Here is a 23,110-nt window from a genome sequence, read left to right as displayed (position 1 = left end):
GCGGGGTGGCGTGACGGCGTCACGTCACCAGGGCGGCGGGTAGCCGGTGGTGATGCGCTCGCCGGTGTGCCGCCACTTCGGCTCCTTGTCCACGGTCTTGGCCGTGATGGTCCGCAGGCGGCGGATGACGGAGCCGTACACGCCGCTGGCGGTGCTGGAGACCTTGCTGCCGGGAGGTTCGTCCATGAACGGCATGAACTTGTCCGGGAATCCGGGCATCGTGCACGCGATGCAGATGCCGCCGACGTTCGGACAGCCGCCGACGCCGTTCATCCAGCCGCGCTTGGGGACGTTGCACTTGACGACGGGGCCCCAGCAACCGAGCTTGACCAGGCACTTGGGCGAGTCGTACGTCGAGGCGAACTGACCCTGCTCGTAGTAGCCGGCCCGGTCGCAGCCCTCGTGCACGGTCGCCCCGAACAGCCAGTTCGGACGGAGCTTGTCGTCCAGCGGGATCATGGGCGCGGAGCCGACCGCCTGATAGAGCAGGTAGGTCAGCGTCTCCGCGAAGTTGTCCGGCTGGATGGGGCAGCCGGGGACGCACACGATGGGGATGCCGGCGTGCGACTTCCAGTCCCAGCCGAGATAGTCCGGGAGGCCCATCGCGCCGGTCGGGTTCCCCGCCATGGCGTGGATGCCGCCGTACGTGGCGCAGGTGCCGATCGCGACCACCGCGAGGGCCTTGGGTGCCAGCCGGTCGATCCACTCGCTGGTGGTGATGGGCTGACCGGTCTCCGGGTCGTCGCCGAAGCCGCTCCAGTAGCCCTCCTGCTTGATGGCCTCGTTCGGGATCGATCCCTCGACGACCAGCACGAACGGGTCGATCTCGCCCCGCTCCCCCTTGAAGAACCACTCGATGAACGTGTCGGCGCCGCCCACCGGACCGCACTCGAAGTCGATCAGTGGCCAGTGGACCGCGATCCTGGGCAGCCCTGGCAGCCCCGCGAGGGCGATCTCCTCGATGCTGGGCTGCATGGCGGCGGTCAGGGCCACCGAGTCGCCGTCGCAGCTCAGACCCGCGTTGATCCAGAGGATGTGGATCGGCTTCTCTTCGCTGCCGGGTGCGGCACCCTGGTCCTCGACCGGGGCCGGCTTTACTGCGCTCATGGGTCGCCTCCTGAGGAGGGATGGGGCGAAGGCCTCATTTCTGGCCTAGGTCTTGCTTAACAGTCGGCCGATCCACCCGCTCCCGCACCTGGGCCGTCCGGGAACGCCGCTCGGGGGCCTCCTTCCGGACGAAGGCCCGGCGCCGTGCGTGGTAGCTCGCGGCGGGATCGTCGAAGATCGCCCGCATCCGGGAGAGCTCCTGCTCACGGTGGGCCGCAAGGGGAGCGACGGACTCCCGCCGCTCGTGCTCCGCCTTCTTCGCCGCGATCCGCGGCTGGAGACCGCCACGGGATGCCAGCTGGAGGGCCAACCGGGTGATTTCGGCGGCGAACTCCCCGGGTCCGCAGTCGACGACCCGGTCGACCAGCCCCATGTCGAGCGATGCCGCCGCGGACACCGGCCGGGCCTCCTCGGTGAGGCGCGCGGCCAGGGCCTCGCCCACCTTCCCGGGCAGGGTGCGGGTCCAGTACTCCGATCCGTACAGCCCCATGCGCCGGTAGTGCGGATTGAGCACCGACCCCGAACGGCACCAGACCTCGTCGGCGGCGAGGGCGAGCATCACCCCGCCGGCGGCGGCGTTGCCGCCGATCGCGCTCACCACGAGCCGGTCGGTCGTGGTGAGAACCGCCTCGACCAGGTCGTTCATGGCGTTGATGTTCGCCCAGGACTCGGCGGCGGGGTCGGCGGCGGCCTCGATGACGTTCAGATGGATGCCGTTGGAGAAGAAGTCGCGCTGCCCGCCGAGCACCAGGACGGAGGTGGGGCGCCCGCGGGCGGTCTCGTACGCGTCCAGCAGGCGTCGACACTGGTCGGTGCTCATCGCCCCGCCGGGGAACGCGAAGGAAAGGACGCCGACCGGTCCCTGCTCGCGGTACCGGATGTCGGACCAGGTCCGCCGGCCTGGCGCCGGGTCGGCGGGGGCCGGCAGTTCGGGGAGCTCCGGCAACCGGCCCGCGAGGGCCAGGGTGGCGGGGAGCTTGCAGGCGCGCGGCCTGCCGGGGCCGGTGCGGGCGCGGAGCTCGGGGATCCACACCGCGCCGTCCACGGTGGCGCGGCAGACCGCGCCCGCCCGGGTGGCGAGCAGCGCGCCGGGCCGCCCCCGCAGACCGTCCTCCGCGTGGCCGCCGTGCAGGAACCACTCGGCGTCGAGCAGCCGGTCGGGTACACCGGGCTGCGAGTCGGCGGCCCGCAGGGTGCGCAGGACGGTCTCGGTGGTGTCCTCGCTCCAGGAGATCCGACGCTCCTCCTGACGGAGAGCGGGGCGGGCGCGGATCCCGCCGGTCTGCGGACGCGGTGTCGCCCCGGCGGCGACCCTCTCGACGGCGAGGAGCACGGCGGCCACGGCGGCGTCGGACAGCTCGTTGCGGTACAGATCGCTCTTGCCGGCCTCCGGGACGCGGAAGGTCTCGGACGCCCAGACGTCGCCCGCGTCCATCTCCTCGTCGGCCTGGAGGACGGTGACGCCCCACTCCTCGACCCCGTCGAGGATCGCGTGGTCCAGCGATGACGGGCCCCGGTCGCCCACCGGCCCCGGGTGCACGATCAGGCAGCGGTGTGCCGTCCACACGTCGCGGGGCACGACGGCCTTCAGCATGGGGGCCACGACCAGATCGGGCGCGTGGCGCGCCACCGCCTCGCGGACGGCAGCGCCGTCGGGCGTGACCTCCACGGGAACGGTGTGCCCGCGGTCACGCAGCTCGACCAGGACGCGCTGGGTGAGACTGTTGAAGCTGCTGGCGACGAGCAGGATGCGCATGGGCGGCCTTTCCGGGTCGCGGTGGAGGTACGGCCCTGGGAACCGCAGTCCACCGACCGCCTGCGATCATCGGGCAGCGCGAGCCGGGCAGCGGGGTGACGGAGCCCGCACCTCACCCGTTCGAGGTGTGCGTCCGACCGATTGGCGGGCTGATCGCCACGGTGCGCGGTCCAGGAGACGCGCCATGTGTCCCGTGGGAAAATCGAAGTCCTACAGGTGTGCGGATGCATACCCCCCGTACGGACGGGCAGGTCGGCTCATGGCCGAGAAATCGAAGTCCTCCAGGCCCTCGCGCGGCGAGCCCAGCCGCGACGGTATGGCCGGGCAGCACGGTTGGTCCCCCGATGTGGACGAGACGCGGCAGCAGGAGAATCCGAGCGCTTCGCGTTCCTTCCACCCCGAGAAGCACGCGCCCCCGCCCGGCAAGGGCCGGAAGGTCGCCAAGGAGGAAGAGCGGGAAGTCCCCGGCGACACCGTTCACAGCGACACGACCAGAGGTGAGAAGCGAGGCCGCTCGTCGGAGAAGGGCATGCGCGACACCGGCCGGAGGGGCCGGACACAGCGCCCCAGCGGCACGAAGGACGACTCGGCGTTCACCGGCGTGAACCCGGACGACGACTCCTCCGGCCCCCGCCCGGGCTGACGCGCGGTTCGCGGTTCGCGTGACCGCGCCCTCAAGTGCCGACGGAATCGCTCCCCGGAACGCGGAGGAGTGACCGCCGGAACGCGTCCAGGCTGCGTACCCAGGCCGGCCCCGTCGGGCCGTCGGGCCGGAGCGTGAGCAGATGAGGCCACAGATCGGCGGAGAAGGCGCGGCTCGACTCCGTGGGCAGCAGCGACGGGAGGTTGTCGAGGGCGATCACGTCGAGCGGCGGATCGCCCTCGTGGACCCGGACCACGGGTTCCGCCCAGGTCGTGGGCCGGTCGTAGACGGGGACCGCGTTGCAGGGTGATCCCACATCGCACGTGACATCGCACAGGAGGCGGAGTCGGCGGCCAGGATCGTCGAGGTCGGCCTTGGTCACGAAGGGCGCCACCGGCGTCGCCGTGCCGATGGTGTTGACCAGCAGATCATGGGCCAGCAGCGCCTTGCGGTCCAGGCGCTGCGTCTCGTCGTGCCCCCACCGGGTGGCGCGGATCCCGGCCCGCTCCAGCGCTTCGCAGGCTCCCGCACCGCAACGCCCGGCCGCGCCGATCACCAGGGCCGACGTCCTTTCGTGCGCGGATCGGCCCGTGTCGCCGAGCGCGACGAGCGCGGCGTCCCACGCGTCTCTGCCACCAGGGACCAGCGGACGGCCGAGTCTCCCGTACGCGTGCAGGGCGGCGACGTTCGCACCCACGTAGCCGGCCCAGTATCCGAAAGCGGCGATCCGCCGACCGGCGGCGTCGACGGCGTACTCGAGATCGAGCAGCGTCCCGCCTCCGGCAGTGAAGCGCCGCAGCAGCTCGGAGCCGCCTGGCTGACTCTTGTAGGCGTGTCCGAAGAAGACGTGCCGGTGCACCAGAGCGTACGGCCGCGGGGGAAGTTCCTTCAGGCCCAGGACGTAGGCGTCCACGGGGGCATCGGGCCAGGAGCCCGCCGGAGCCACGGCACAGCCGGCCGCCGCGTACGCCTCGATCGGGAAGGTCCGATCCGCCGACTCCTCCACCACCAGCCGGACACCCAGCCGCACCAGCTCACCCGCGTGCTCCGGCGCCAGCGGAGCACGCAGCTCCGACATCCGCGTCTCATGCCGTACCCACAACAACACACCCACCAGCGAAACGACCTTCCAGCACGGAAGCAGAGCCCAACGGGGACGCTCGACAGCCCATCAGACGGCCCGGATGTTCACGGCGGATACCGCCCACCGTGGGCACGGCGCCGGCGAGCAGGCCACCGCCGCCGACGTGCGCACCGCCGCTGAGCACCTTCTCGGCCGGACACGCCGACCACCGCTCCCGGCCGTCGGTCGGTCGTCTTCGGTCTGCGGCTCGCTCCGCGACGGTCACCGCGTATCGCTGGACCGCCGGTGTGCGGATCTGAACAGAAGTCCTGACTCGGAAGACCGGGAAGGCCCGCGACGGGACCTGTCACGCGGCGGCGATCGCCGCAGGTGTCGGCGGCAGAGGTCCGGGTGGTGGGCGACGGCGCGCCCGTCCGACTGTCCGGATCGCTGCGCCGCTGACGTCAGCGGGTTCGGCGGATTCACTGAGGGGCGGCGGACGCTTCGGGGGCGGGGGGTTCGCCGGCGCAGGTGGTCCGGCCGAAGGCGCCGGTGGCGGTGGCGCGTTGGACGTGCTTGCCGCGGACGGCCAGGGTGCAGCTGGCCGTGCCGCCGTTCTCGCCGAGGGTGACGTTGACGATCGGCGAGGCGCCGAGCGGAACGCTCACGGTCTTCCGCCAGGGCAGGCCGACATGCGTGACGACCTGCGTCTCGTCGCCGCCCGACCCCCGGTAGGAGACGTCGACCGCGCCTTCGCCGAGCACCTCGTAGGTCACGTCGTAGGACGCCACGGCGGTGGGCGTCGCGGCCCGCTTGCCCGCGGCCTCGTCATCGGTTCCGGTGTCGAGGAATCCGTACATGACGAACGCGCCGCACACGAGCAGTAGAGCCGCGGCGACGGCTACGCCGCGGCGGTCGATGCGGTCGATGCGGTGATTCGGTTCATCGGTCGTCGGCATGGCAGGACCTTCTGTCGAGGAATCGGATTGGGTTATACACCACCGGATTCGATGGACGCCAGGCAACGGAAATGTCGGGCAAGGCAGTCCCAAATCACCAATCGTCGGTCAGCGAAATGCCCTTTATGGGCAATCAGTTGACGGCACATCAGTTCCGTGGTGAAGAATCCCACCGCCCGCGATCGAAGCTCCGGCGAGGCCGCTTCCCCGTGCGGGGACGTGGCCTGGTTCGCCATGCGTTGAGGCGCTTCGGTCGATGTCGGATCCACCGAAGAGGGGAATGGCGTGAAAGTGAGATACGGGCCGGCGATAGCCTGCCTCGTGGTTTCGGCGGTCGTCGGAACCATGATTCCACAAGTCGCCTATGCAGCACCGGTTTCATCCGATGAAGGCGAGGGTATTGCCGATACTTTCGCCGGCTGGTTCACAGAGGACGAGAACGAGGACGGGCCGGAACTGCCGTCGACCGGCGGGTCCCCGGCGCTGCCGAGCCGGGAGAAGCTGCCGCAGGGAAAGGCGGCCGGAAAGCCGAAGCGCGTCGCGGAACTGACGGACCGTCGCACAGCGAACGCCCGGTACTGGAAGTTGTCCGACGGGCGCGTGCAGGCCGAGGTGTCGGCGGAGCCGACGGCGTACCGGTCGGGGAAGTCGTGGAAGGACATCGACCCGACGGTCACGGCGGCCGGGTCAGGGGGCTTCGCCTTCACCAACACGACGAACGTCGCGCGTACGTCCTTCGGCGCCGACGCGGCGAGGCTGCTGCGCTTCGAGGCCGGCGACGGTCACGCGGTGACCCTGGGCCTGGAGGGCGCGGGCACGCTCGCCCCCGTCGCCAAGGGCGACACCGTCACGTACAAGGACGCCGTGGCCGGCGCGGACCTGACGTACCAGGTGGGTCCGGGGCGGGTGAAGGAGAACATCGTCCTGGACTCCCGGCCGGCCGGCCCGGTGACGTTCACGTTCACGCTGGACGCGGGCGGGCTGACGCCGAAGGCCGGCAAGGACGGCTCGATCCGGTTCTACGGCGAGGGCGCGGATCCGGTCCTCGTCGTTCCGGCCGCGTTCATGACGGACGCGCGGAAGGACGCCTCCTCGCCGTACGGCACCGGGTACAGCTCCGCTGTCGAGCAGAAGCTCGTCCGGGCGGGCAAGAGCTGGAAGCTGACGGTCACGCCGGACGCGAAGTGGCTCGCCGCGCCGGAGCGGCAGTACCCGGTCACGATCGACCCGACGATCTCGATCGCGCCGACGCCGAGCACGGCGCAGGACGTGATGATCTCCTCGGACGGTCCGGGCGACAACTACGACGAGAACTGGCGGCTGTCGGTCGGCAACACCAGCACCGGCACGTCGCGTGCGCTGCTGCGGTTCCCGCTGACCGGCGTCCCGGCCGGAACCACGCTCGATTCGGCCGATCTGAAGCTGTACTACGACCAGACCCACACCACCGGTGACACCGAGGTCCAGCTGGAGGCGCACCGCGCCACGCAGGCGTGGACCGAGGACAAGGCCACCTGGAACAGCGCGAGCGCGCTCACGGGCGAGCTGTCGGGCACGTCGGTCGTGGTGGACGACGGCGACGCCGGACGGACGGCCGCCGTCGGCGCCTGGCCGGCCTCGGGCAACACCGCGTTCACGCAGTACGCGGTGAACCAGGACTACCTGTACAACAAGGACTCGGTCGCGGGTGGCACGTACACCTGGCAGCCGAACCTTCCCGAAGACGGCACCTACCAGGTCGAGGCGCATTACGTCCCGGCCTCGGACCGCGCGACCAACGCGCCGTACACCGTCACGTACGACGGCGGGTCGAAGACGTACACGGTCGACCAGCAGGCCGGCACGGCCGGGGTCTGGAAGACACTGGGCTCCCACCCGTTCAAGGCGGGCACGCTCGGCAAGATCGCCCTGGGGGACGGTCCGGCCTCGACGAGCACCTCGGTGATCGCGGACGCCGTCCGGTTCACCAAGGGCGGCGTGGTCACCAAGAAGCCGGGCGAGCTCAACACCTGGCACTCCTTCCCGGTGACGAAGACGGTCCAGCAGTGGATCGACGGCACCTACGCGAACAACGGCTTCGTGATCAAGGCCGGCGACGAGTCCGCGAACGGCCCGAAGGGCGGACCGCGGTACGAGGGCAGCGAGTACGGGTACGGCGGCGAGACCGCCCACTACCCGCGCCTCGTCATGACCTTCGGGCGTCAGGGCGTCGACCTCGCGACCCCGACCACCATCCACGACACGGGCGCGGAGCTCACCTGGTCGGCGTACCAGGACCCGGACCCCATCGGGACCGGCGACGACATCGCCGAGTACCAGGTCCACCGCTCCGTCAACCAGGCCTACACCCCGTCGGCCGCCACCCTCGTCGCGCCCCTCGCGTCCACGGTGACCTCGTTCACGGACACGAGCGCCGTGCCTACGAGGGCCGACGACCCCGACCCGTTCGGCCGCGCGTACTACTACATGGTCGCGGTCAAGACGAAGGACGGGCAGGTCCTCGCCGCGCCCAGCCGGCTCGTGCGGCTGCCGAAGGCGGGCCGGACGACGAAGGTGCTGGACGCGACGCAGGACACCACCCTGTCCTCCGCCCGGCCCACGTCCCTCCTGGACACGATCGACGACGGCGGCCCGAAGAACTGGCTCAGCGTCGGCAACAACTCGGCCACGTACGGCGACACCCGCGCCGTGCTGAAGTTCCCGGCCCTGGGCATCCCCACCACCGCGCGCGTCATCGAAGCCAATGTGCGCCTGTGGAGCACCCAGACCTCCACGGACGCCGCCGGTGCGGTCTACGAACTCCGTCCGCTGACCCGTGACTTCGACGAGGCCGGCGCGACCTGGGTCAAGGCCGACGCGACCACGAACTGGACCGCGCAGGGCGGTGACCTCGGATCCTCCGTCGGCGACGTCGGGGCGATGACGAACGACCCCGCCCGTCACGACTGGGACTTCACCTCGCTCGCGCAGTCCTGGGTGACGACTCCGTCGTCCCAGCAGGGCGTGGTCCTCAAGATGGCCGACGAGGCCGCGCAGCAGGAGCGGACCCTGTTCCTGTCCTCCGAGGGCACCGAGCAGCGCCTGCGGCCCAGGATCGCGGTCACGTACATCGACTCGACGACCGAGGCGACGTACTACGCGCCGCAGACCCCGGCCCGGATCACCCCGAACAGCGACCACACCGTCGAGTTCACCCTCACCAACACCACCACGTCCGTCTGGAAGGCCGGCACCCACGCCCTGAGCTACCGGTGGGCGCTCCCGGACGGCACGGACGCCACCACCGGCGGCAACCAGCTCCAGACGGCCCTGCCGGCCGATCTGCTGCCCGGTGACTCGGTCGTCCTGCAGGCCCGGCTCCGCGCACCGATCAACTCCGACTCCGGCAGCAAGCGCACCGAGTACGTCCTCACCTGGGACGTCCGGGACACGGCGGCGGGCACCTGGCTGTCCGGGACGGGCGGTCCGGCAGGGCTGCGGCTGAACGTCACCGTCGAGGACCCGACCTCGGACCAGCTGGGCCTGGAGAAGTTCTACTCGTACAACGGCAAGAACACCGGCGCGGGTTCGTCGCTGATGAACAACACCGCCGTTGGGAACGGCGTCTGGCAGTACAACGCCCTGAGCAACCCGGGCCGCGGTCTGAACACCTTCGTCCGCTTCGCCTACAACACCCAGGACACGTCGGACACCGTCGCCGGTCACGGCTGGTCCGTGCAGGCCGCGGGGCCGATCCGGCTCGGCGCCCCGCTGGACTTCCACCCGAACCCGAACCCGCGGGAGGTGCGGCTGCCCGACGGGGACGGCACCACCCACGTGTTCCGGGTGCAGGCGGACGGCACGTGGAAGGCGCCGGCCGGCGTCCACTTCCGGCTCTCGGCCAAGCCGGGTCTCGACTGCACCCCGGCGAAGGACCCCGTTCCGGACGCCTGGACGCTGACGCGCCCGGACGGCACCCGGTTCCTGTTCGGCTGTGACGGCTACCAGACGTCCGTCGTCGACAAGAACGGCAACACGCAGACGTTCACGTACCAGGAACGCAAGTCGAACAACAAGCCGACGAAGTTCCTCACGTACATCACCGACCCCGCCGGGCGGCAGACGCTCACCGCCACCTACTTCACCAAGGCGGACACGAGCAGCCCGAAGATCGTCGACCACCTGAAGTCGATCACCGACGTCTCGGGCCGCAAGCTGACCTTCGAGTACTCCGACAAGGGACTGCTCACCAAGCTGACCGACGGCGCGGGCTCGTCCCAGCCGAAGGTCTTCGGCTTCACGTACGACGCCGAGCAGGGCAACAAGAACGTCAAGCTGGTCCGCATCACCGACCCACGCGGCAACGCCACCGTTCTCGACTACTACTACCCGAGCGAGGGCGACGACCCGAAGTACCACTGGTGGACCCAGTCCATCACCGACCGCATCGGCGGCGCCACGCGGTTCGCGTACGCCGCGGACACGGCCGACACCCGCTTCACCTCCACCGTGGTCACCGACGCCGAGGGCCACGACGCCACGTACGTCACCGACGACTTCGGGCGTCCGGTGCGGTCCGTCAACGCCAAGTCGCAGCAGACGAAGCTGGCGTGGGACGCGGACAACAACGTCACGTACATGGAGGAGAACAACGGCGCCGTCACCGCGTACTGCTACGACCCGCTCACCGGCTACCCGCTGTGGAAGCGCACCGCGGAGCACAACAAGGGCGGGGTCCCGCCGCAGAGCGACTGCGCGCCCGGCAGGTACCCCGCCGACGCCCAGAAGTTCGAGTACGCCAAGCGACTGGACGGCTACTCCTCCGACCTGTCCCGCAAGACGTCACCGGAGGGCCGCGCCTGGCAGTTCGGCTATGACGCCTTCGGCAACCTGAAGACGGTCACCGACCCGAAGGGCGTCGCGACGCCCACCGCGGGCGACTACACGACCACGTACGAGTACGACGCCCACGGCCAGCTCACCAAGGCCACCGACGCCAACGGCCACTCCACGGTCAACGGCGAGTTCACGCAGACCGGTTACCCGGCGAAGATCACGGACGCCCTCGGCAACAGCACGGGCTACGAGTACGACGTGCGCGGCAAGGTCACCAGGACGACCGACCCGCTGGGCCACCGCACCACGCAGACGTACGACACGTACGGCCGGCCGCTGGTCAGGACGGCGCCGAGGGACCAGGACGCGGGCGACCTGATCACCGTTCCGGCACCCGACTACGACGCCAACGACAACGTCACCAAGGCGATCGCGCCCACCGGTGCCGTCTCCACGGCGGCCTACGACGCGGCCGACCAGCTCACCGAGGCCACCTCGCCGCAGGACACGCCGACCGCGCCGCTGCGCCGGACGGTCTACACCTACGACAAGACCGGCCACCTGAAGACCACGACCGAGCCGAAGGGCGTGGCCACGCCCGGGATCCCGGACGACTACACCACCACCCAGAACTACGACGAGATCTACCAGCTCGCCTCCGTGGTCAACGCCCTCGGCGAGAAGATCACGTACGCGTACGACGAGGTGGGCAACAACGTCAAGGTCGTCGACCCGAAGAAGAACCGGACGACCGACCCCGACGACTTCTCGTCGAAGATGACCTACGACCTGGAGCACCGGGTCACCTCGGTCACCGACCCGCTGGGCAACGTGACGCGCCGCGCCTACGACAAGGACGCGCTGGTCGTCGCCGACACGGACCCCGACGGCAACACCACCTACTCCGGATACGACGAGCGGGGCCGCAAGACCGAGCAGCGGGTTCCTCACTCGGGCACCGGCACCGACATCACGTACCGCACCACCCGCTACGAGTACGACCAGGTCGGCAACACCACCCGGGTCATCACCCCGCGCGGCACGGAGACCGCGAACGCCGACGACTTCACCAGCCGTACCGAGTACGACGAGCTGAACCGGCCGGTCAAGCAGTACCTGCCGTACGACCCGTCGGACGCCCGCTACAACAACCCGAACGTCTACACGCAGACGTTCTACGACGCGGCCGGCCGCGTCACGCGGACCTCGCAGCCGCCCTCGCAGGGCCAGACGGTCCGCAACGACACCGAGTTCACCTACTACGACAACGGGTGGACCAAGAGCTCCACCGACCCGTGGGACATCAAGACGAGCTACGAGTACGACGACCTGGGGCTGCAGACCTCCAGGACGCTCAGCTCCGCCGGCGGGTCCGTCAGCCGCACCATGGGCTGGAGCTACTACCCCAACGGCAAGCTGAAGGAGAAGACCGACGACGGCGTGCCCGTCGGCACCGCTGTGCCGCTCGTCGACAACTCCGACGCCCAGCACACCGGTTCCACCGGCACCTGGACCACGGCGAGCCTCACGGGACAGCAGGGCTTCGACCACCGCGTGCACGCGGCCGGAGCCGGGACGGACGCGTACTCCTGGACGCTGAACATCCCGAAGAACGGCAAGTACACCGCGTACGTGAAGTTCCCGCAGGTCGCGGGCGCCAGCAAGACCGCCAAGTACAAGGTCACGCACAGCGCCGGCAGCACCGACCGCACGGTCGACCAGTCCACCGCGGCGGGCACCTGGGTCAGCCTCGGCACGTACGACTTCACCCAGGGCAACGCGGCGAAGCTGGAACTGTTCCAGGCCGCCGACGGCAAGGTCGTGGCCGACGGGGTCAAGCTGGTACGCGACCTCACCGGCGACATCGACGCGGAGAAGCACCACTTCCGCTACGCCTACGACCTGAACGACAACCTCTCGCTGATCGACGACCTGTCGTCCGGCGCCGAGGTCGACGCGTACACGATCTCCTACACCGGCCTGAACCGGGTGTCCGGGATCACCGAGACCCTGGCCGGCCAGCAGAAGACCAGTACGTCCTACACCTACGACGCCAACGACCAGCCCGAGAGCATCACCCACCCGGACCAGTACTCGAAGTACACCTACGACCTGCGGGAGAAGGTCAAGGCGGTCTCGGTGGGCACCTCGCCCACGGACACCGACCCCAAGGTCACCTCGTACACCTACACCGACCGCGGTGAGTCCCTGCGGGAGACCAAGGACAACGGTAACACCGTCGACTTCGGCTACTTCCTCGACGGCGCGGTCAGGACCAGCGCCGAGAAGAAGGCCGACGGCACGCTCGTCGCCTCGCACACCTACGTCTACGACGCCAACGGCAACAAGGCGCAGGACGCGGCGAAGAAGATGAACGCCGACAACCACTCGGCGTACCTCGAATCCACCACCGCGTACACCTACGACCCGGTCGACCGGATCGCCAAGTCGGTGAAGACCGGCAACGGCGCCGCCACGGAGACGTACGTCCACGACGACAACGCCAACGTCGTCCAGCAGACCGTCGGCGGCACCGCCACCGACTTCCGCTACGACCGCAACCGGCTGCAGACGTCGACCAGCGCGGGCTCCGTCACCTCCTTCAACTACGACCCGCTGGGTCGTCAGGAGTCGACGTCCCAGGGCGGGCAGATCGTCTCGCGCAGCGTCTACGACGGCTTCGACCACGTCGTCGAGTCCCAGCAGCGGGACGGCATCGGCGCGATGAAGTCGACGAAGTACACCTTCGACCCGCTCGACCGCACCTCGTCGAAGACCGCGGACGGCAAGACCACCGACTACCGCTACCTCGGCCTCTCCCAGGAGGTGCTGACCGAGGAGGTGGCCGGCAAGCTCACCAAGTCCTACCAGTACAGCCCGTGGGGCCAGCGTCTCTCCCAGGTCAAGCACAACGAGAACGGGACGACCGAGGACGCCTACTACGGCTACAACAGCCACACCGACGTCGAGACGCTGACCGACGCCACCGGCAACACCAAGGCCACCTACGGCTACACGGCCTACGGCAACGACGACTCGTCGGAGTTCACCGGCATCGACAAGCCGGACGCCTCCGACCCGACGAAGGAGGAGTACAACTCCTACCGCTACAGCGCCAAGCGGTGGGACGCCGGATCCGGTACGTACGACATGGGCTTCCGTGACTACGACCCGGGCCTGAACCGCTTCACCAGCCGCGACATGTACAACGGGGCCCTGGCCGACATGGGCCTGGGCAGCGACCCCTTCACCGGCAACCGCTACGCCTTCACCGGCGGCAACCCGATCAGCAACGTCGAGATCGACGGCCACTGGTTCGCCCTCGCGATCCCGGCGGTCGCCGTCGCCTTCGTCGCGGCCGTCGTGGTGGTCGTCGCCGTCATCGCCGTCGCCGCGGCCGTCGAGTACGTCGTCAACGAGGTCCGGGACCGGATCGACGAGGCCAACCGGTCGCGGGACGACACCGCCGACGAGCCCGCACCCGACCCGCGGCGCGTTCCGCGGCCCCAGCCCGAGCCCGACAGCGACGACGATGACGACCAGTCGCGTTGCGGCAAGGGCTGGATCAAGTACGGCGACCGGGACGCGGCCAACGGCAACCGGGCCACGGCCGCCGAGGCCTGCCTGACCAAGGAGTACCTGAAGAACAACAAGGGAACCGGCGTGGGTTCCAACCCTCCGGGATACGAGTGGGCGCAGGACTACGCCAAGGGCAAGGGGCTCGACGCGCAGAAGAACGTCAACGCGTGCCACCTCATCGGCAACAAGCTGGCGGGCAAGGGAGTCCTGGCGAACCTCTCCCCGTGCGCTCGCGGTGCCAACGCCAAGCAGATCGGCTCAACGCAGGGCGAAGAGCACATGAGGGCGTACGAACTCCAGGTCTACAACGCCGTGATGGCGGGCCAGGACGTCATGTACACCGTGTCTCCCCGCTACGACGGCAACAGGACGGTGCCCACTGGTTACGACATGTCGGCGTACGGTGTGAATCCTGACGGTTCCGTCGGAATCAACTTCCAGGTGTTCATCCCGAACACACTCAGCACGGGAGACAATCTCGGCACACAGAGCAGCGGCGGTTCGCCGGTACCCACGGGGAGCACCCCATGACCCGGACCGGAGCGGACCGCACGGACAAGGAGCGAGGCACCGATGAGTGAGCCGACCGGCCTGGACGCCCTGCGACGGCTGATGCCGCCGCCGAAGGACGGGGACACGACGGTCGACTGGGCCGCCCTCGCCACGTCGTGGGGCAAGCCGTTCCCGGACGACTTCCGGCGTTTCATGGAGGTCTACGGGGCCGGCGCGGTGCAGAACTACCTGTCGATCGGCAGGCCGGAACCCAAGGTGCCGCTGGACCAGGCCCCTCGGGACGGCATGGTGATCGAGACGGCGAACGCCGAGGCCGACTGGGAGACGGAGGAGAAGTCGCCCGAGCTCGAGGGCACTTCTCCGGTGCTGATCTCCTGGGGGGTCTCCGCCACCGCGGACATGCTGTGCTGGGACGCGTCGAACGACGATCCCGCCAAGTGGCCCGTCGTGGTCTACCACCGCAACGACTGTCTGTGGAGTCGCTACGACTGCGGGATGGTGGAGTTCCTCGTCCGGAACTTCCGTGCCGAATGGCCGGAGAACCCGCTGGGCGGCGAGTTCCTCTGGGACGTGAGCGAGGTGACGTTCCAGGCGCAGGGCTGACGCCCCGCAGTGTGTGCGAAGCGCTCGGCCGGGTCTTCCCGGCCGAGCGTTTCGCGTGAGTGGCTGTCGACGTTTCTCGTGAGCGGCGGTCGAGTCGCGCGTCCTTGGACGGTCCACGAGCGCGATCACGTGCCCTGGGCCTACTCGGCGATCTCCGTACGTTCCCACCACTCGTACACCCGAAGGGTGCCCTCCTTGGTGTCGTGTCGGCGTGGGGTCTCCCTGAAGTGCTCGTATCCGCCTCGATGCGGGATCTTCACGTCCTCGCCGGGAGCGTCCACCGCGACGATCCGCTCAGGGAGGTCTTCCGGCCCACCTTCCAGAGATACCTTGTGTGCCATGACACCAGTGTCGCCACCCTCGGCGCGCATCGCACCCGGGAGGCGCCGCCAGGGCCTACAGCCGTGACGGCCCGTGCCCGGAATCTCCGCACGGGCGCACCCACCACGCGCCGCGTCCGTCTCTTCGCACGCATCGATCAGCATCGGCCGTAGACCCGGCCCCGTACGCCGGGGTCAGTGCCGCCCACCGCGAGCGCCGACGGCCACTCGCCGCAGGCGCACCGTGGATGGCGAGCGAGCCGCCCAGGCGCAGAGAACGGCAAGGGCGGCCAGGGCGTACGCCGTCGTGCCCGCGCCGTGGACGGCACGGCCGGTGACATAGGCGCCCGCACCTGCGAGGGCGACGGCAAGCCATTCCCAACGGCCGTCGAGCGCCACCAGGGCGACCAGGAGCAGGGCGTACCAGGAGTAGCCGGGGGTCGTCAGGAGGAAGGCGCTTCCGGTGACCAGGAGTGCCCCGCTCCACGGACGCTCGGGATCGCCGCGGCGGATCACGTACAGGCTCACGGCGAGCATGCCCGCGAGCACGGCGGGAAGCGCCCAGGCGTCGGGCAGCACCGAGCGCAGGAGGGCGTAGCGGCCGCCGGAGGAGGCGTCCTGGTAGCCCTCCTCCTCGGCGTAGCCCTCGAGATAGCCCATGACGGAATGGCGGGAGGCCCAGACGTACGGGAGGTAGAGCGCGGCGAGGACCGCGACGGCGGGGACCAGGATCGCCGCGGCGGGACGCGGGCGGTGTACGCCGGACAGGGCGCCGGGGATGAGGACGGCGGGCAGGAGTTTGACAGCGGTGGCCAGGCCCAGGAGGGCTCCTCCGAGGGCCCGGTGCCGGACCGTCAGTCCGAGGGCGGCGACGGAGAGCAGGACCGCGAGGACATCGGCGTGGGCGTTGTTGACGGCCTCGACGGGGACGGCCGGGCACCAGGCCCAGTAGGCGGCGGTGCGCGGGTCGCCTCGGCGACGCAGGATCCGCAGCAGGGCCAGGGTGGTGGCGACCGCGAGGGCGGCCCCACCGGTCTGGAGGGCCTTGTGCCGGACGCCGTCGAGGGAGACGGTGTGGACGAGGAGGAAGTAGAGCTCGCCGGCCGGGGGGTAGACGGTGTGCACCTGGGGGCGGTTGATGCGGGTGCAGACACCGTCGGCGACGGGGGCGAGATCCGGCTTGCCGCAGGCGGCGCCCGCGGGGAAGAGCCAGGTGTCGCGGAGGTGGGCGAGGGCGGGGTCGGCGGGGGCGTGGTCGTAGGGCGAGCCGCCGGCTGCTTGCACCCTGCCGTCCCAGGCATAGCGGAACGAGTCGGTACTGGTCCGGGGAGGTGCGACCAGACCGGTGACGGCCACTGCGACGCCCCCGGCGAGGACGAGAGCGGCGACGTGCCGGGTGGGTGCCCTCCGCAGGTTCCAGGCCGCGGCCGAGAAGAGCACCCAGCAGATGGCGTACCACCAGGAGAGACCCGCCGGGTCGGCGAAGTAGCCGTCCTTGCGGACCGTGAGGATGAGCGCGGAAGCGAGCGCGGCCAGCAGCACGGCGGTGACCGCCGTGCTGCGGGTGCCGGTGGTGGGCGGCTGGGTCACGCCGTCACCCTGGCAGGAGACAGGCCGTCGTGGGCGGTGGCGCGGCAGGGCGTCCGCGTTTCGCAGGGTGTCGGACCGCCCCCGCGACCGTCGAGCCGGTTGCATGGGCGCATGGGATCTCGAATCGGCCGGCGCCTGCACGTCCCGGCCTTCCGACTGCCCGCGCCGCTGCCACGCCTGCCCGCCCTCCGCCCACCGGCCTCCTCGGGGCGGCTCCACGATCCGCGCACCGCCACGGCGATCGGGCGGTGGCTCGGCGTGGCGCTCGCCGTGTGCTTCCTGACGGGGCTGATCAGTCACTTCCTGCAGAACCCGCCGGGCTGGCTGGCCGGCTACCTGCCGTCGCGGCCGGTGTGGGGGTACCGGCTGACCCAGGGGCTGCACGTCGGCGTGGGGCTGGCGGCGATCGTGCTGCTGCTGGCGAAGCTGTGGGCGGTCTACCCCCGGCTGTTCGTGTGGCCGCCGGTCCGGTCGGTCATGCACGGACTGGAGCGGCTGTCGGTGGCCGTGCTGGTGGCCTCGGGCGTGTTCCAGGTACTGACGGGGCTGCTGAACATCGCCGAGTGGTATCCGTGGCCGTTCTCCTTCGTCCCCGTCCACTACGCGGTCGCCTGGATCGTCGCCGGGTCCGTGCTGTTGCACCTCGCTGTCAAGGCACCCGAGATCCGCGCCCACTGGGGCAGGCGCTCCGCGGACACGCTCACCCTTCCCGACGCGCGACGCGACGGCCCGGACCGGCGGGCGCTGCTGATCGGGGTGGGTTCGGCCGTCGGCGCCGTGACCGTCACGACGGTGGGCCAGTCCTTCACCCCGCTGGCGTCCCTCGATCTGCTGGCACCTCGCCACCCGGGGTACGGGCCGCAGGGTCTGCCGGTCAATCGGACCGCTGCCGCCGCCGGGGTGACCGAGGACGGGCTGCGGGGCTGGTACCTGGAAGTGCTCGGACCGGCTCCGTTCCGGCTGACGCTGGACGAGCTCAGGACCCTGCCGCAGGTGGGGGCGCGGCTGCCGATCGCCTGTGTGGAGGGTTGGAGCGTGGACGCCCGGTGGAGCGGCGTCCGGATCCGGGACCTGATGGCTCGGGCGGGAGCCCTGCCGGGCTCCGGGCTGCGAGTGGTGTCGCTCGAGGTACGGGGCGCGTACCGGGTGATGGAGATGGGCCGGGAGTACGCGCAAGACCCGTTGACGCTGTTGGCCCTGCGGCTGAACGGCGAGGTGTTGTCGGCGGACCACGGCTATCCGGCGCGGATCATCGCGCCGAACCGGCCGGGTGTGCTGCAGACCAAGTGGGTCACACGGCTGGAGGTGCTGTGAAGCCCGAGTCCGGGGCAGAGTCCGAGTCGGTGCCCGAGTCGGTGCCCGAGCCGGTGCCCGGGCCCGTGTCGGCGGTGCGCTACGCGCTGGGCGTGCTGGGACTGCTGCTCATCGGCATCGGGGGCCGGCACCTGGCGTCCCAGCCCGACCCTTATGACGTCCTGGTGTGGCTGGGCGGGGCGCTGGTGCTCCACGACGGGGTGCTCGCGCCGCTGGTACTGGCCGTCGGTCTGCTGGTCGCGGCGGTACCGGCGCGTCGCGTGGTGCGCGGCGCCCTCGTCACCGGCGGGGCGCTGGTGCTGGTCACGCTGCCGCTGCTGCTTCGGCCGGGGGTCCCGCCCAACCCCTCCGCGCTGCCCCTGCCGTACGCGCGGAACCTGCTGCTCCTCCTCGCGGTGGTCACCGGTGTCACGGTGGTCTGGGTGGGCCTGACCCGGCTGCGGTGGCGGGGCACGCCGGGCGTACGGGACAAGCGGGCCATGTCTTCCGAAGTCGATTCCAGGGCACCGGAGGGCCGGGAGCCGGACTCTCAGGCGCCGCCGGAAGGCTGAGCACCGGGTACGAGGCCGGCGCGCGGTGCCGTCCAGGCGTGCGTGACCGCCCGGCCCGCCCGGGCCGCGTGGCGGAGCAGGGGCGCGGGACCGACCCGGGGGCCACGGATAGGACGTGCCGAGCCCGCCCCGCCCGTCGTCCAGCCGCACCTCGCAGCGCTCGTCCACCTCGACGCCGGAGGCTGTCAGCCGCCCGCCGGGGGCAGGAGCCCGGCGGTCAGGCGCTGGTGCAGGACCCCGAAACACCCGGCCGGTGCCTGGGCGGCGACCTCGCGGGCGTCGTCGGCGGTGTCCACGTCCCGGAGAACCGGCAGGAGTCCGGCGCGCAACCCGGCCGCCCGCAACCGCCCGTACTGAACGGCCCCGGTCTCCGGTACGGACATGGGCACGCCGAGCAGCAGCGCCGGATCGGGCACCGCCAGGCCCAGGGCCCAGAACCCGCCGTCGGCGGCCCGCCCGAACCAGGCGTCGTACCGGCCGAACTCCAGTGCGGGGGCGAGGAGCCCGGGCGTGACCTGTGGGGTGTCCATACCGATGAGCAGCGCTGGGCCGGTGCACCCTGCGAAGGCGGCGGCGAGGCGCTCGTCGAGGCCCCCGGCACCTTGGGGTACCACCTCGAAGCGGGGTGGGAGCCACGGTCCGGGGGCGCCGTCGAGCACCAGGACGTGCCGGTCGGCAGGGGTGGCGGCCACCGCCGCCAGGGTGTCGGCGAGGGCCGCTTCGGCCAGGGCCGCCGCCTCCTCGGGGGTGAACGGCGGGGTGAGGCGGGTCTTCACGCGTCCGGGCGATGGCTGCTTGGCGATCACGAGCAGGCTGGTCACCGCGCGCCCCCGGACCGCCCGGCGGCGGTGGCGTACGGAGGTTCGGCGAGGACCGCGCGCATGTCGCGGACCGCGTGCCAGGTGCCCCGCCAGGTGCCGGTGACCTTGGACTTCCCGGCCCGGGGCAGGTACGGCACGTCCTCCTCCCTGACCCGCCAGCCCGAGTCGGCGGCCCGTACCACCATCTGGAGCGGATAGCCGCTGCGCCTGTCGGTCAGGTCCAGGCTGAGCAGGGCCTCGCGGCGGGCCGCCCGCAGGGGTCCGAGGTCGCGCAACCGCAGCCCGGTCCGGCGGCGCAGCATCCGGGACAGGGCGTGGTTCCCGGCACGGGCGTGCAGCGGCCAGGCCCCCCGGCCCTGGGTTCGGCGGCGGCCGAGCACGAGGTCGGCCCGGTCCGCGGCGACGGTCCGTACGAAGCCGGTCAGCAGGCCGGGGTCGAGGGAGGCGTCGCAGTCGCAGAAGCAGACGTACTCGGCCTCGGCGGCCAGCAGTCCGGCGTGGCAGGCGGCGCCGAATCCGCGCCGGGACTCCGCCACCACGGTGGCGCCGAGGGAGCGGGCGAGTTCGGCCGAACCGTCGGTGGACCCGTTGTCCACCACCAGGGCCCGCCAGCCGGCGGGGATGCGGGCGAGGACCCAGGGCAGGGCCTCGGCCTCGTTCAGACAGGGAAGGACGACGTCCACGGTGTCTTGGCTCACGACTGCCACCGTAGGAACTCCCGGCGGACAGCGCGGGCATCGACTCCTCACGGAACACGGACGTCGACCGTACGGCGGGACGGCGGCGCGCCCGGCGGGCGGGCGGCGGCCGGTGACCGGGTGGAGGTTTGCGGCGCGCCCGACCCGGTCGTCCTCGACCTGATGCTCCCGGGTGGTGGGCCCGCAACTGGAACCTCGCGCACAGCGCCCGGGACTTCGGCGACGGCGGCAGCGTCGCCGCCCCGCAACCCGGTGCACCGCCGAACTGGCCGACCCGGCCCGGGAACCGGCCGCCACCAGCGTCGGACTCCACAGCCTCCGTCAACGCCATCCGGTCCACCCCGGCCGACGGCACGGTGGCCATGGCCTTCGACCAGCGCGACGGGAACGCCGTACTGTCCGTGACCGACGGCTGCGGCGCCATCCCCGAGGAGGGCCACCCTGCCGCTCGCCGACGCCCACGCCGGACGGACGGACGGCGCTACACCACCCCGGCCGAAGCCCGCTGTCCGGCGCGGGCGAACTCCGCCATGCCCTCACCGAAGCCCACCTGCGGACGCCAGCCCGACTCACGGCGCAGCCGGGACGAGTCCGCCGTGATGTGCCGTACGTCGCCCAGCCGGAACTCCCCCGTCACCAGCGGCGCGGGCCCGCCGTGCGCCGCCGCCAGCTCCGCCGCCATCTCGCCGACGGTGTGCGGGTCCCCGCTCCCTACGTTGTAGACGGTGTGGCCCCCGGACGGCAGGCCTGCGAGGCCTGCCAGCGCGGCCACGTTCGCCCCGGCCACGTCCCGGACGTGGACGAAGTCCCGGCGCTGCGCGCCGTCCTCGAACACCCGGGGCGCCTCTCCCCTGGCCAGCGCCGACCGGAAGAACGACGCCACGCCCGCGTAGGGGGTGTCCCTGGGCATCCCGGGCCCGTACACGTTGTGGTAGCGCAGCGACACCGCGGTCCCCCCGACGGACCGGGCCCAGGCCGCGGCCAGGTTCTCCTGGGCCAGTTTCGTCGTCGCGTAGGCGTTCCGGGGATCAGCGGGGGCGTCCTCGTCCACCAGCCCGGGTGCGAGCTCCGCCCCGCACACCGGGCAGCACGGTTCGAACCGGCCCGCCCGCAGGTCCTCGACCTCCCGGGGCCCGGGCCGCACCACACCGTGCCCGCGGCATTCGTAGCGGCCCTCGCCGTACACCACCATCGACCCCGCCTGCACCAGGGTGCGTACCCCGGTCTCCGCCATGCCGGCCAGCAGCACCGCCGTGCCCAGGTCATTGCAGGACACGTAGGCGGGCGCGTCCGCGAAGTCCTTCCCCAGACCGACCATGGCCGCCTGGTGGCACACGGCGTCCGCATCGCGCAGGGCGGCCCGGACCGTGCCCGGGTCTCTCACATCGCCCCGAATGAACTCGGCGTCCGGCAATTCCGGTTCGACGGCATGGGCGGCGGGCAGCAGGGCGTCCAGCACCACCGGCTCGTGCCCCTCGGCCGCCAGTGCGGCGACGACGTGCGAGCCGATGAACCCTGCTCCTCCTGTGACGAGTACGCGCATGGCGCGCACGCTACGGAATCAGGCCCGGCACCCGTGGTTCCCGCACCGGGCCGTGAGGCATCCGTCATCACCCCGCCCGGAGACGGTCGACGGAGACGGTCGACGGTCAGGGGCCGCCGCCGGTCGGAGTCGGCCGAGCCCCGCCGCGCGCACCGGGCGGCTACCGGCGGGCGATGGAAGAATGAGGACGGGAGGACCGCCTGGAGGAGACCGTCCGCCGACGCGTGACGGAGCTGCCCGAGGTCATCGTGAGGGACGGCACCGCGGTCGTGGGTGTGGTCGCCGACGACGCGGGCCGGCGCATCATCGGAGTCCGGTTGTCCGACGGTTCCGCCCTCGTCTGCGATCTGCTGGTCGACGCCACGGGCCGGCAGGCCAGGAGTCTGGGCTGGCTCAAGGAACTGGGCTACGCCGGGCCACCCGTCTCCCCCGTCGCCGTCGACACCCACTACGCCAGCCGGACCTACCGCCGCGAAGCGCTGCCCCCACGCGATTGGAAGGCGGCCGCGGTCATCGGCGCCCCCGAGACGAGGCGCCTGGCGGTGGCGCTGCCGTGGGAGGGCGGGCGGTGGATCGTGGGCCTGGTCGGCATCAACGGCGAACTGCCGCCGACGGACGAGGCAGACAGAATCGCCTTCGCACGCTCCCTCGGCTCACCGGTCATCGCCGAGCTCATGGAGGCATCGGAGCCCTTGAGTGAACCCGTGGCCTACCGCTTCGCGGCCAATCAGCGGCGCCATGTCGAGAAGATGCGCCACTACCCACTGGGCTGGGTCCTGATCGGGGACGCGGTGTGCAGTCTCGACCCGATCTACGGTCAGGGCATGAGCACCGCCGCCCAGCAGGCCGCGGCTCTCGCGGACTGCCTGGACCGCTCCAGCGGCATCGACCGTGCCTTCACCCGCAGCTACTTCCGCGCAGCGACGCTGCCGGTGGCCATGGCCTGGTCGATCACGGTCGGCGGAGACTTCGCCTACGCGGGCACCACCGGCAGGAAGCCGCCGGGTACGGACCTTCTCAACCGGTACATGGCACGGGTCAACATCGCAGCCCAGCACGACGCGACGGTCTGTATCCGCTTCAGCGAAGTCGCCGGCCTGATCCGGCGTCCCGAGTGGCTGCTCACCCCCGCGTTCGTGCTGCGCGTGCTGCGCTTCGCGCGCCGTGGTCCCGCCGGTGAGCATCCCGCGTCCGCGTCTGCCGGAACGCAGGCGGCGTAGGACGGATCACCGCTG

General features: G+C 71.2%; 15 protein-coding genes and 1 pseudogene. 7 read left to right on the top strand and 9 right to left on the bottom strand.

Annotated elements, in window-relative coordinates:
• Positions 1–24: 24 nt before the first annotated feature.
• Together OO54_RS09935 and OO54_RS09930 are read right to left on the bottom strand one after the other, a co-directional pair.
• Positions 25–1,107: an NADH-quinone oxidoreductase subunit B family protein gene (locus tag OO54_RS09935; protein ID WP_033202479.1), complete on the bottom strand. Its 1,083-nt coding sequence runs from the start codon at positions 1,105–1,107 to the stop codon at positions 25–27.
• Positions 1,108–1,141: 34 nt separating this feature from the next.
• Entirely contained in the window at positions 1,142–2,863 is a 1,722-nt protein-coding gene (locus tag OO54_RS09930) for an enoyl-CoA hydratase-related protein (protein ID WP_033202478.1), read from the bottom strand.
• Between the two features lie 259 nt (positions 2,864–3,122).
• On the opposite strand from OO54_RS09930, the gene OO54_RS09925 reads away from it, so the two are divergent.
• Positions 3,123–3,506, top strand: coding sequence for a hypothetical protein (locus OO54_RS09925; RefSeq protein WP_033202477.1), 384 nt, complete (start codon positions 3,123–3,125; stop codon positions 3,504–3,506).
• A gap of 31 nt (positions 3,507–3,537) precedes the next feature.
• Here OO54_RS09925 and OO54_RS09920 read toward each other — a convergent pair whose 3' ends face one another.
• Positions 3,538–4,623: a Rossmann-fold NAD(P)-binding domain-containing protein gene (locus tag OO54_RS09920; protein ID WP_033202476.1), complete on the bottom strand. Its 1,086-nt coding sequence runs from the start codon at positions 4,621–4,623 to the stop codon at positions 3,538–3,540.
• A gap of 428 nt (positions 4,624–5,051) precedes the next feature.
• Complete coding sequence (locus OO54_RS48280; protein WP_267888967.1) at positions 5,052–5,528, bottom strand: MmpS family transport accessory protein; 477 nt, start codon at positions 5,526–5,528, stop codon at positions 5,052–5,054.
• A gap of 345 nt (positions 5,529–5,873) precedes the next feature.
• Between OO54_RS48280 and OO54_RS09910 the strand changes: the two genes are divergently transcribed.
• Positions 5,874–14,453 carry a golvesin C-terminal-like domain-containing protein gene (locus tag OO54_RS09910; protein ID WP_157856448.1) on the top strand — a complete coding sequence of 2,860 codons (8,580 nt, stop codon included), beginning with the start codon at positions 5,874–5,876 and terminating at the stop codon, positions 14,451–14,453.
• Between the two features lie 42 nt (positions 14,454–14,495).
• Entirely contained in the window at positions 14,496–15,038 is a 543-nt protein-coding gene (locus tag OO54_RS09905) for an SMI1/KNR4 family protein (RefSeq protein WP_033202475.1), read from the top strand.
• A gap of 140 nt (positions 15,039–15,178) precedes the next feature.
• Here the strand turns inward: OO54_RS09905 and OO54_RS09900 are convergent, their stop codons facing one another.
• Positions 15,179–15,379 (bottom strand): DUF5988 family protein, encoded by a 201-nt coding sequence (locus tag OO54_RS09900; RefSeq protein WP_033202586.1) that lies wholly within the window; start codon positions 15,377–15,379, stop codon positions 15,179–15,181.
• 174 nt (positions 15,380–15,553) lie between these two features.
• Positions 15,554–16,948, bottom strand: coding sequence for a glycosyltransferase 87 family protein (locus OO54_RS09895; RefSeq protein WP_051786820.1), 1,395 nt, complete (start codon positions 16,946–16,948; stop codon positions 15,554–15,556).
• A 111-nt stretch (positions 16,949–17,059) separates the two neighbouring features.
• Here OO54_RS09895 and OO54_RS09890 point away from each other — a divergent pair, with 111 nt between their 5' ends.
• Complete coding sequence (locus OO54_RS09890; protein ID WP_078905122.1) at positions 17,060–18,262, top strand: molybdopterin-dependent oxidoreductase; 1,203 nt, start codon at positions 17,060–17,062, stop codon at positions 18,260–18,262.
• Positions 18,259–18,813, top strand: coding sequence for a hypothetical protein (locus OO54_RS09885; protein WP_234439540.1), 555 nt, complete (start codon positions 18,259–18,261; stop codon positions 18,811–18,813). Before OO54_RS09890 ends, OO54_RS09885 begins: the two co-directional genes overlap by 4 nt.
• A 185-nt stretch (positions 18,814–18,998) precedes the next feature.
• Here the strand turns inward: OO54_RS09885 and OO54_RS09880 are convergent, their stop codons facing one another.
• Together OO54_RS09880 and OO54_RS09875 are read right to left on the bottom strand one after the other, a co-directional pair.
• Positions 18,999–19,634: a TIGR04282 family arsenosugar biosynthesis glycosyltransferase gene (locus OO54_RS09880; protein WP_033202473.1), complete on the bottom strand. Its 636-nt coding sequence runs from the start codon at positions 19,632–19,634 to the stop codon at positions 18,999–19,001.
• Positions 19,631–20,341: a glycosyltransferase family 2 protein gene (locus OO54_RS09875; protein WP_033202472.1), complete on the bottom strand. Its 711-nt coding sequence runs from the start codon at positions 20,339–20,341 to the stop codon at positions 19,631–19,633. Before OO54_RS09875 ends, OO54_RS09880 begins: the two co-directional genes overlap by 4 nt.
• A 311-nt stretch (positions 20,342–20,652) precedes the next feature.
• Between OO54_RS09875 and OO54_RS47255 the strand changes: the two are divergent.
• A pseudogene (locus tag OO54_RS47255) lies at positions 20,653–20,775 on the top strand (two-component sensor histidine kinase); the annotation flags it as partial.
• A 38-nt stretch (positions 20,776–20,813) separates the two neighbouring features.
• On the opposite strand, the gene OO54_RS09870 reads toward OO54_RS47255, so the two are convergent.
• Positions 20,814–21,875 carry an NAD-dependent epimerase/dehydratase family protein gene (locus OO54_RS09870; protein WP_033202583.1) on the bottom strand — a complete coding sequence of 354 codons (1,062 nt, stop codon included), beginning with the start codon at positions 21,873–21,875 and terminating at the stop codon, positions 20,814–20,816.
• Between the two features lie 224 nt (positions 21,876–22,099).
• On the opposite strand from OO54_RS09870, the gene OO54_RS09865 reads away from it, so the two are divergent.
• Positions 22,100–23,095: an NAD(P)/FAD-dependent oxidoreductase gene (locus OO54_RS09865; protein WP_051786819.1), complete on the top strand. Its 996-nt coding sequence runs from the start codon at positions 22,100–22,102 to the stop codon at positions 23,093–23,095.
• Positions 23,096–23,110 lie beyond the last annotated feature (15 nt).

Source organism: Streptomyces wedmorensis, assembly GCF_000716445.1.
GTDB classification, from domain to species: Bacteria; Actinomycetota; Actinomycetes; order Streptomycetales; family Streptomycetaceae; genus Streptomyces; species Streptomyces wedmorensis.
The sequence above is the reverse complement of the archived record's forward strand: the minus strand, read 5'-3'. Positions and strand labels throughout refer to the sequence as shown.

What these genes read in the sequence shown, in the direction of transcription:
- OO54_RS09935 (WP_033202479.1), bottom strand. Translation starts at nt 1,107, where the DNA reads ATGAGCGCAGTAAAGCCGGCCCCGGTCGAGGACCAGGGTGCCGCACCC.
- OO54_RS09930 (WP_033202478.1), bottom strand. Translation starts at nt 2,863, where the DNA reads ATGCGCATCCTGCTCGTCGCCAGCAGCTTCAACAGTCTCACCCAGCGC.
- OO54_RS09925 (WP_033202477.1), top strand. Translation starts at nt 3,123, where the DNA reads ATGGCCGAGAAATCGAAGTCCTCCAGGCCCTCGCGCGGCGAGCCCAGC.
- OO54_RS48280 (WP_267888967.1), bottom strand. Translation starts at nt 5,528, where the DNA reads ATGCCGACGACCGATGAACCGAATCACCGCATCGACCGCATCGACCGC.
- OO54_RS09910 (WP_157856448.1), top strand. Translation starts at nt 5,874, where the DNA reads ATGATTCCACAAGTCGCCTATGCAGCACCGGTTTCATCCGATGAAGGC.
- OO54_RS09905 (WP_033202475.1), top strand. Translation starts at nt 14,496, where the DNA reads ATGAGTGAGCCGACCGGCCTGGACGCCCTGCGACGGCTGATGCCGCCG.
- OO54_RS09900 (WP_033202586.1), bottom strand. Translation starts at nt 15,379, where the DNA reads ATGGCACACAAGGTATCTCTGGAAGGTGGGCCGGAAGACCTCCCTGAG.
- OO54_RS09890 (WP_078905122.1), top strand. Translation starts at nt 17,060, where the DNA reads ATGGGATCTCGAATCGGCCGGCGCCTGCACGTCCCGGCCTTCCGACTG.
- OO54_RS09870 (WP_033202583.1), bottom strand. Translation starts at nt 21,875, where the DNA reads ATGCGCGTACTCGTCACAGGAGGAGCAGGGTTCATCGGCTCGCACGTC.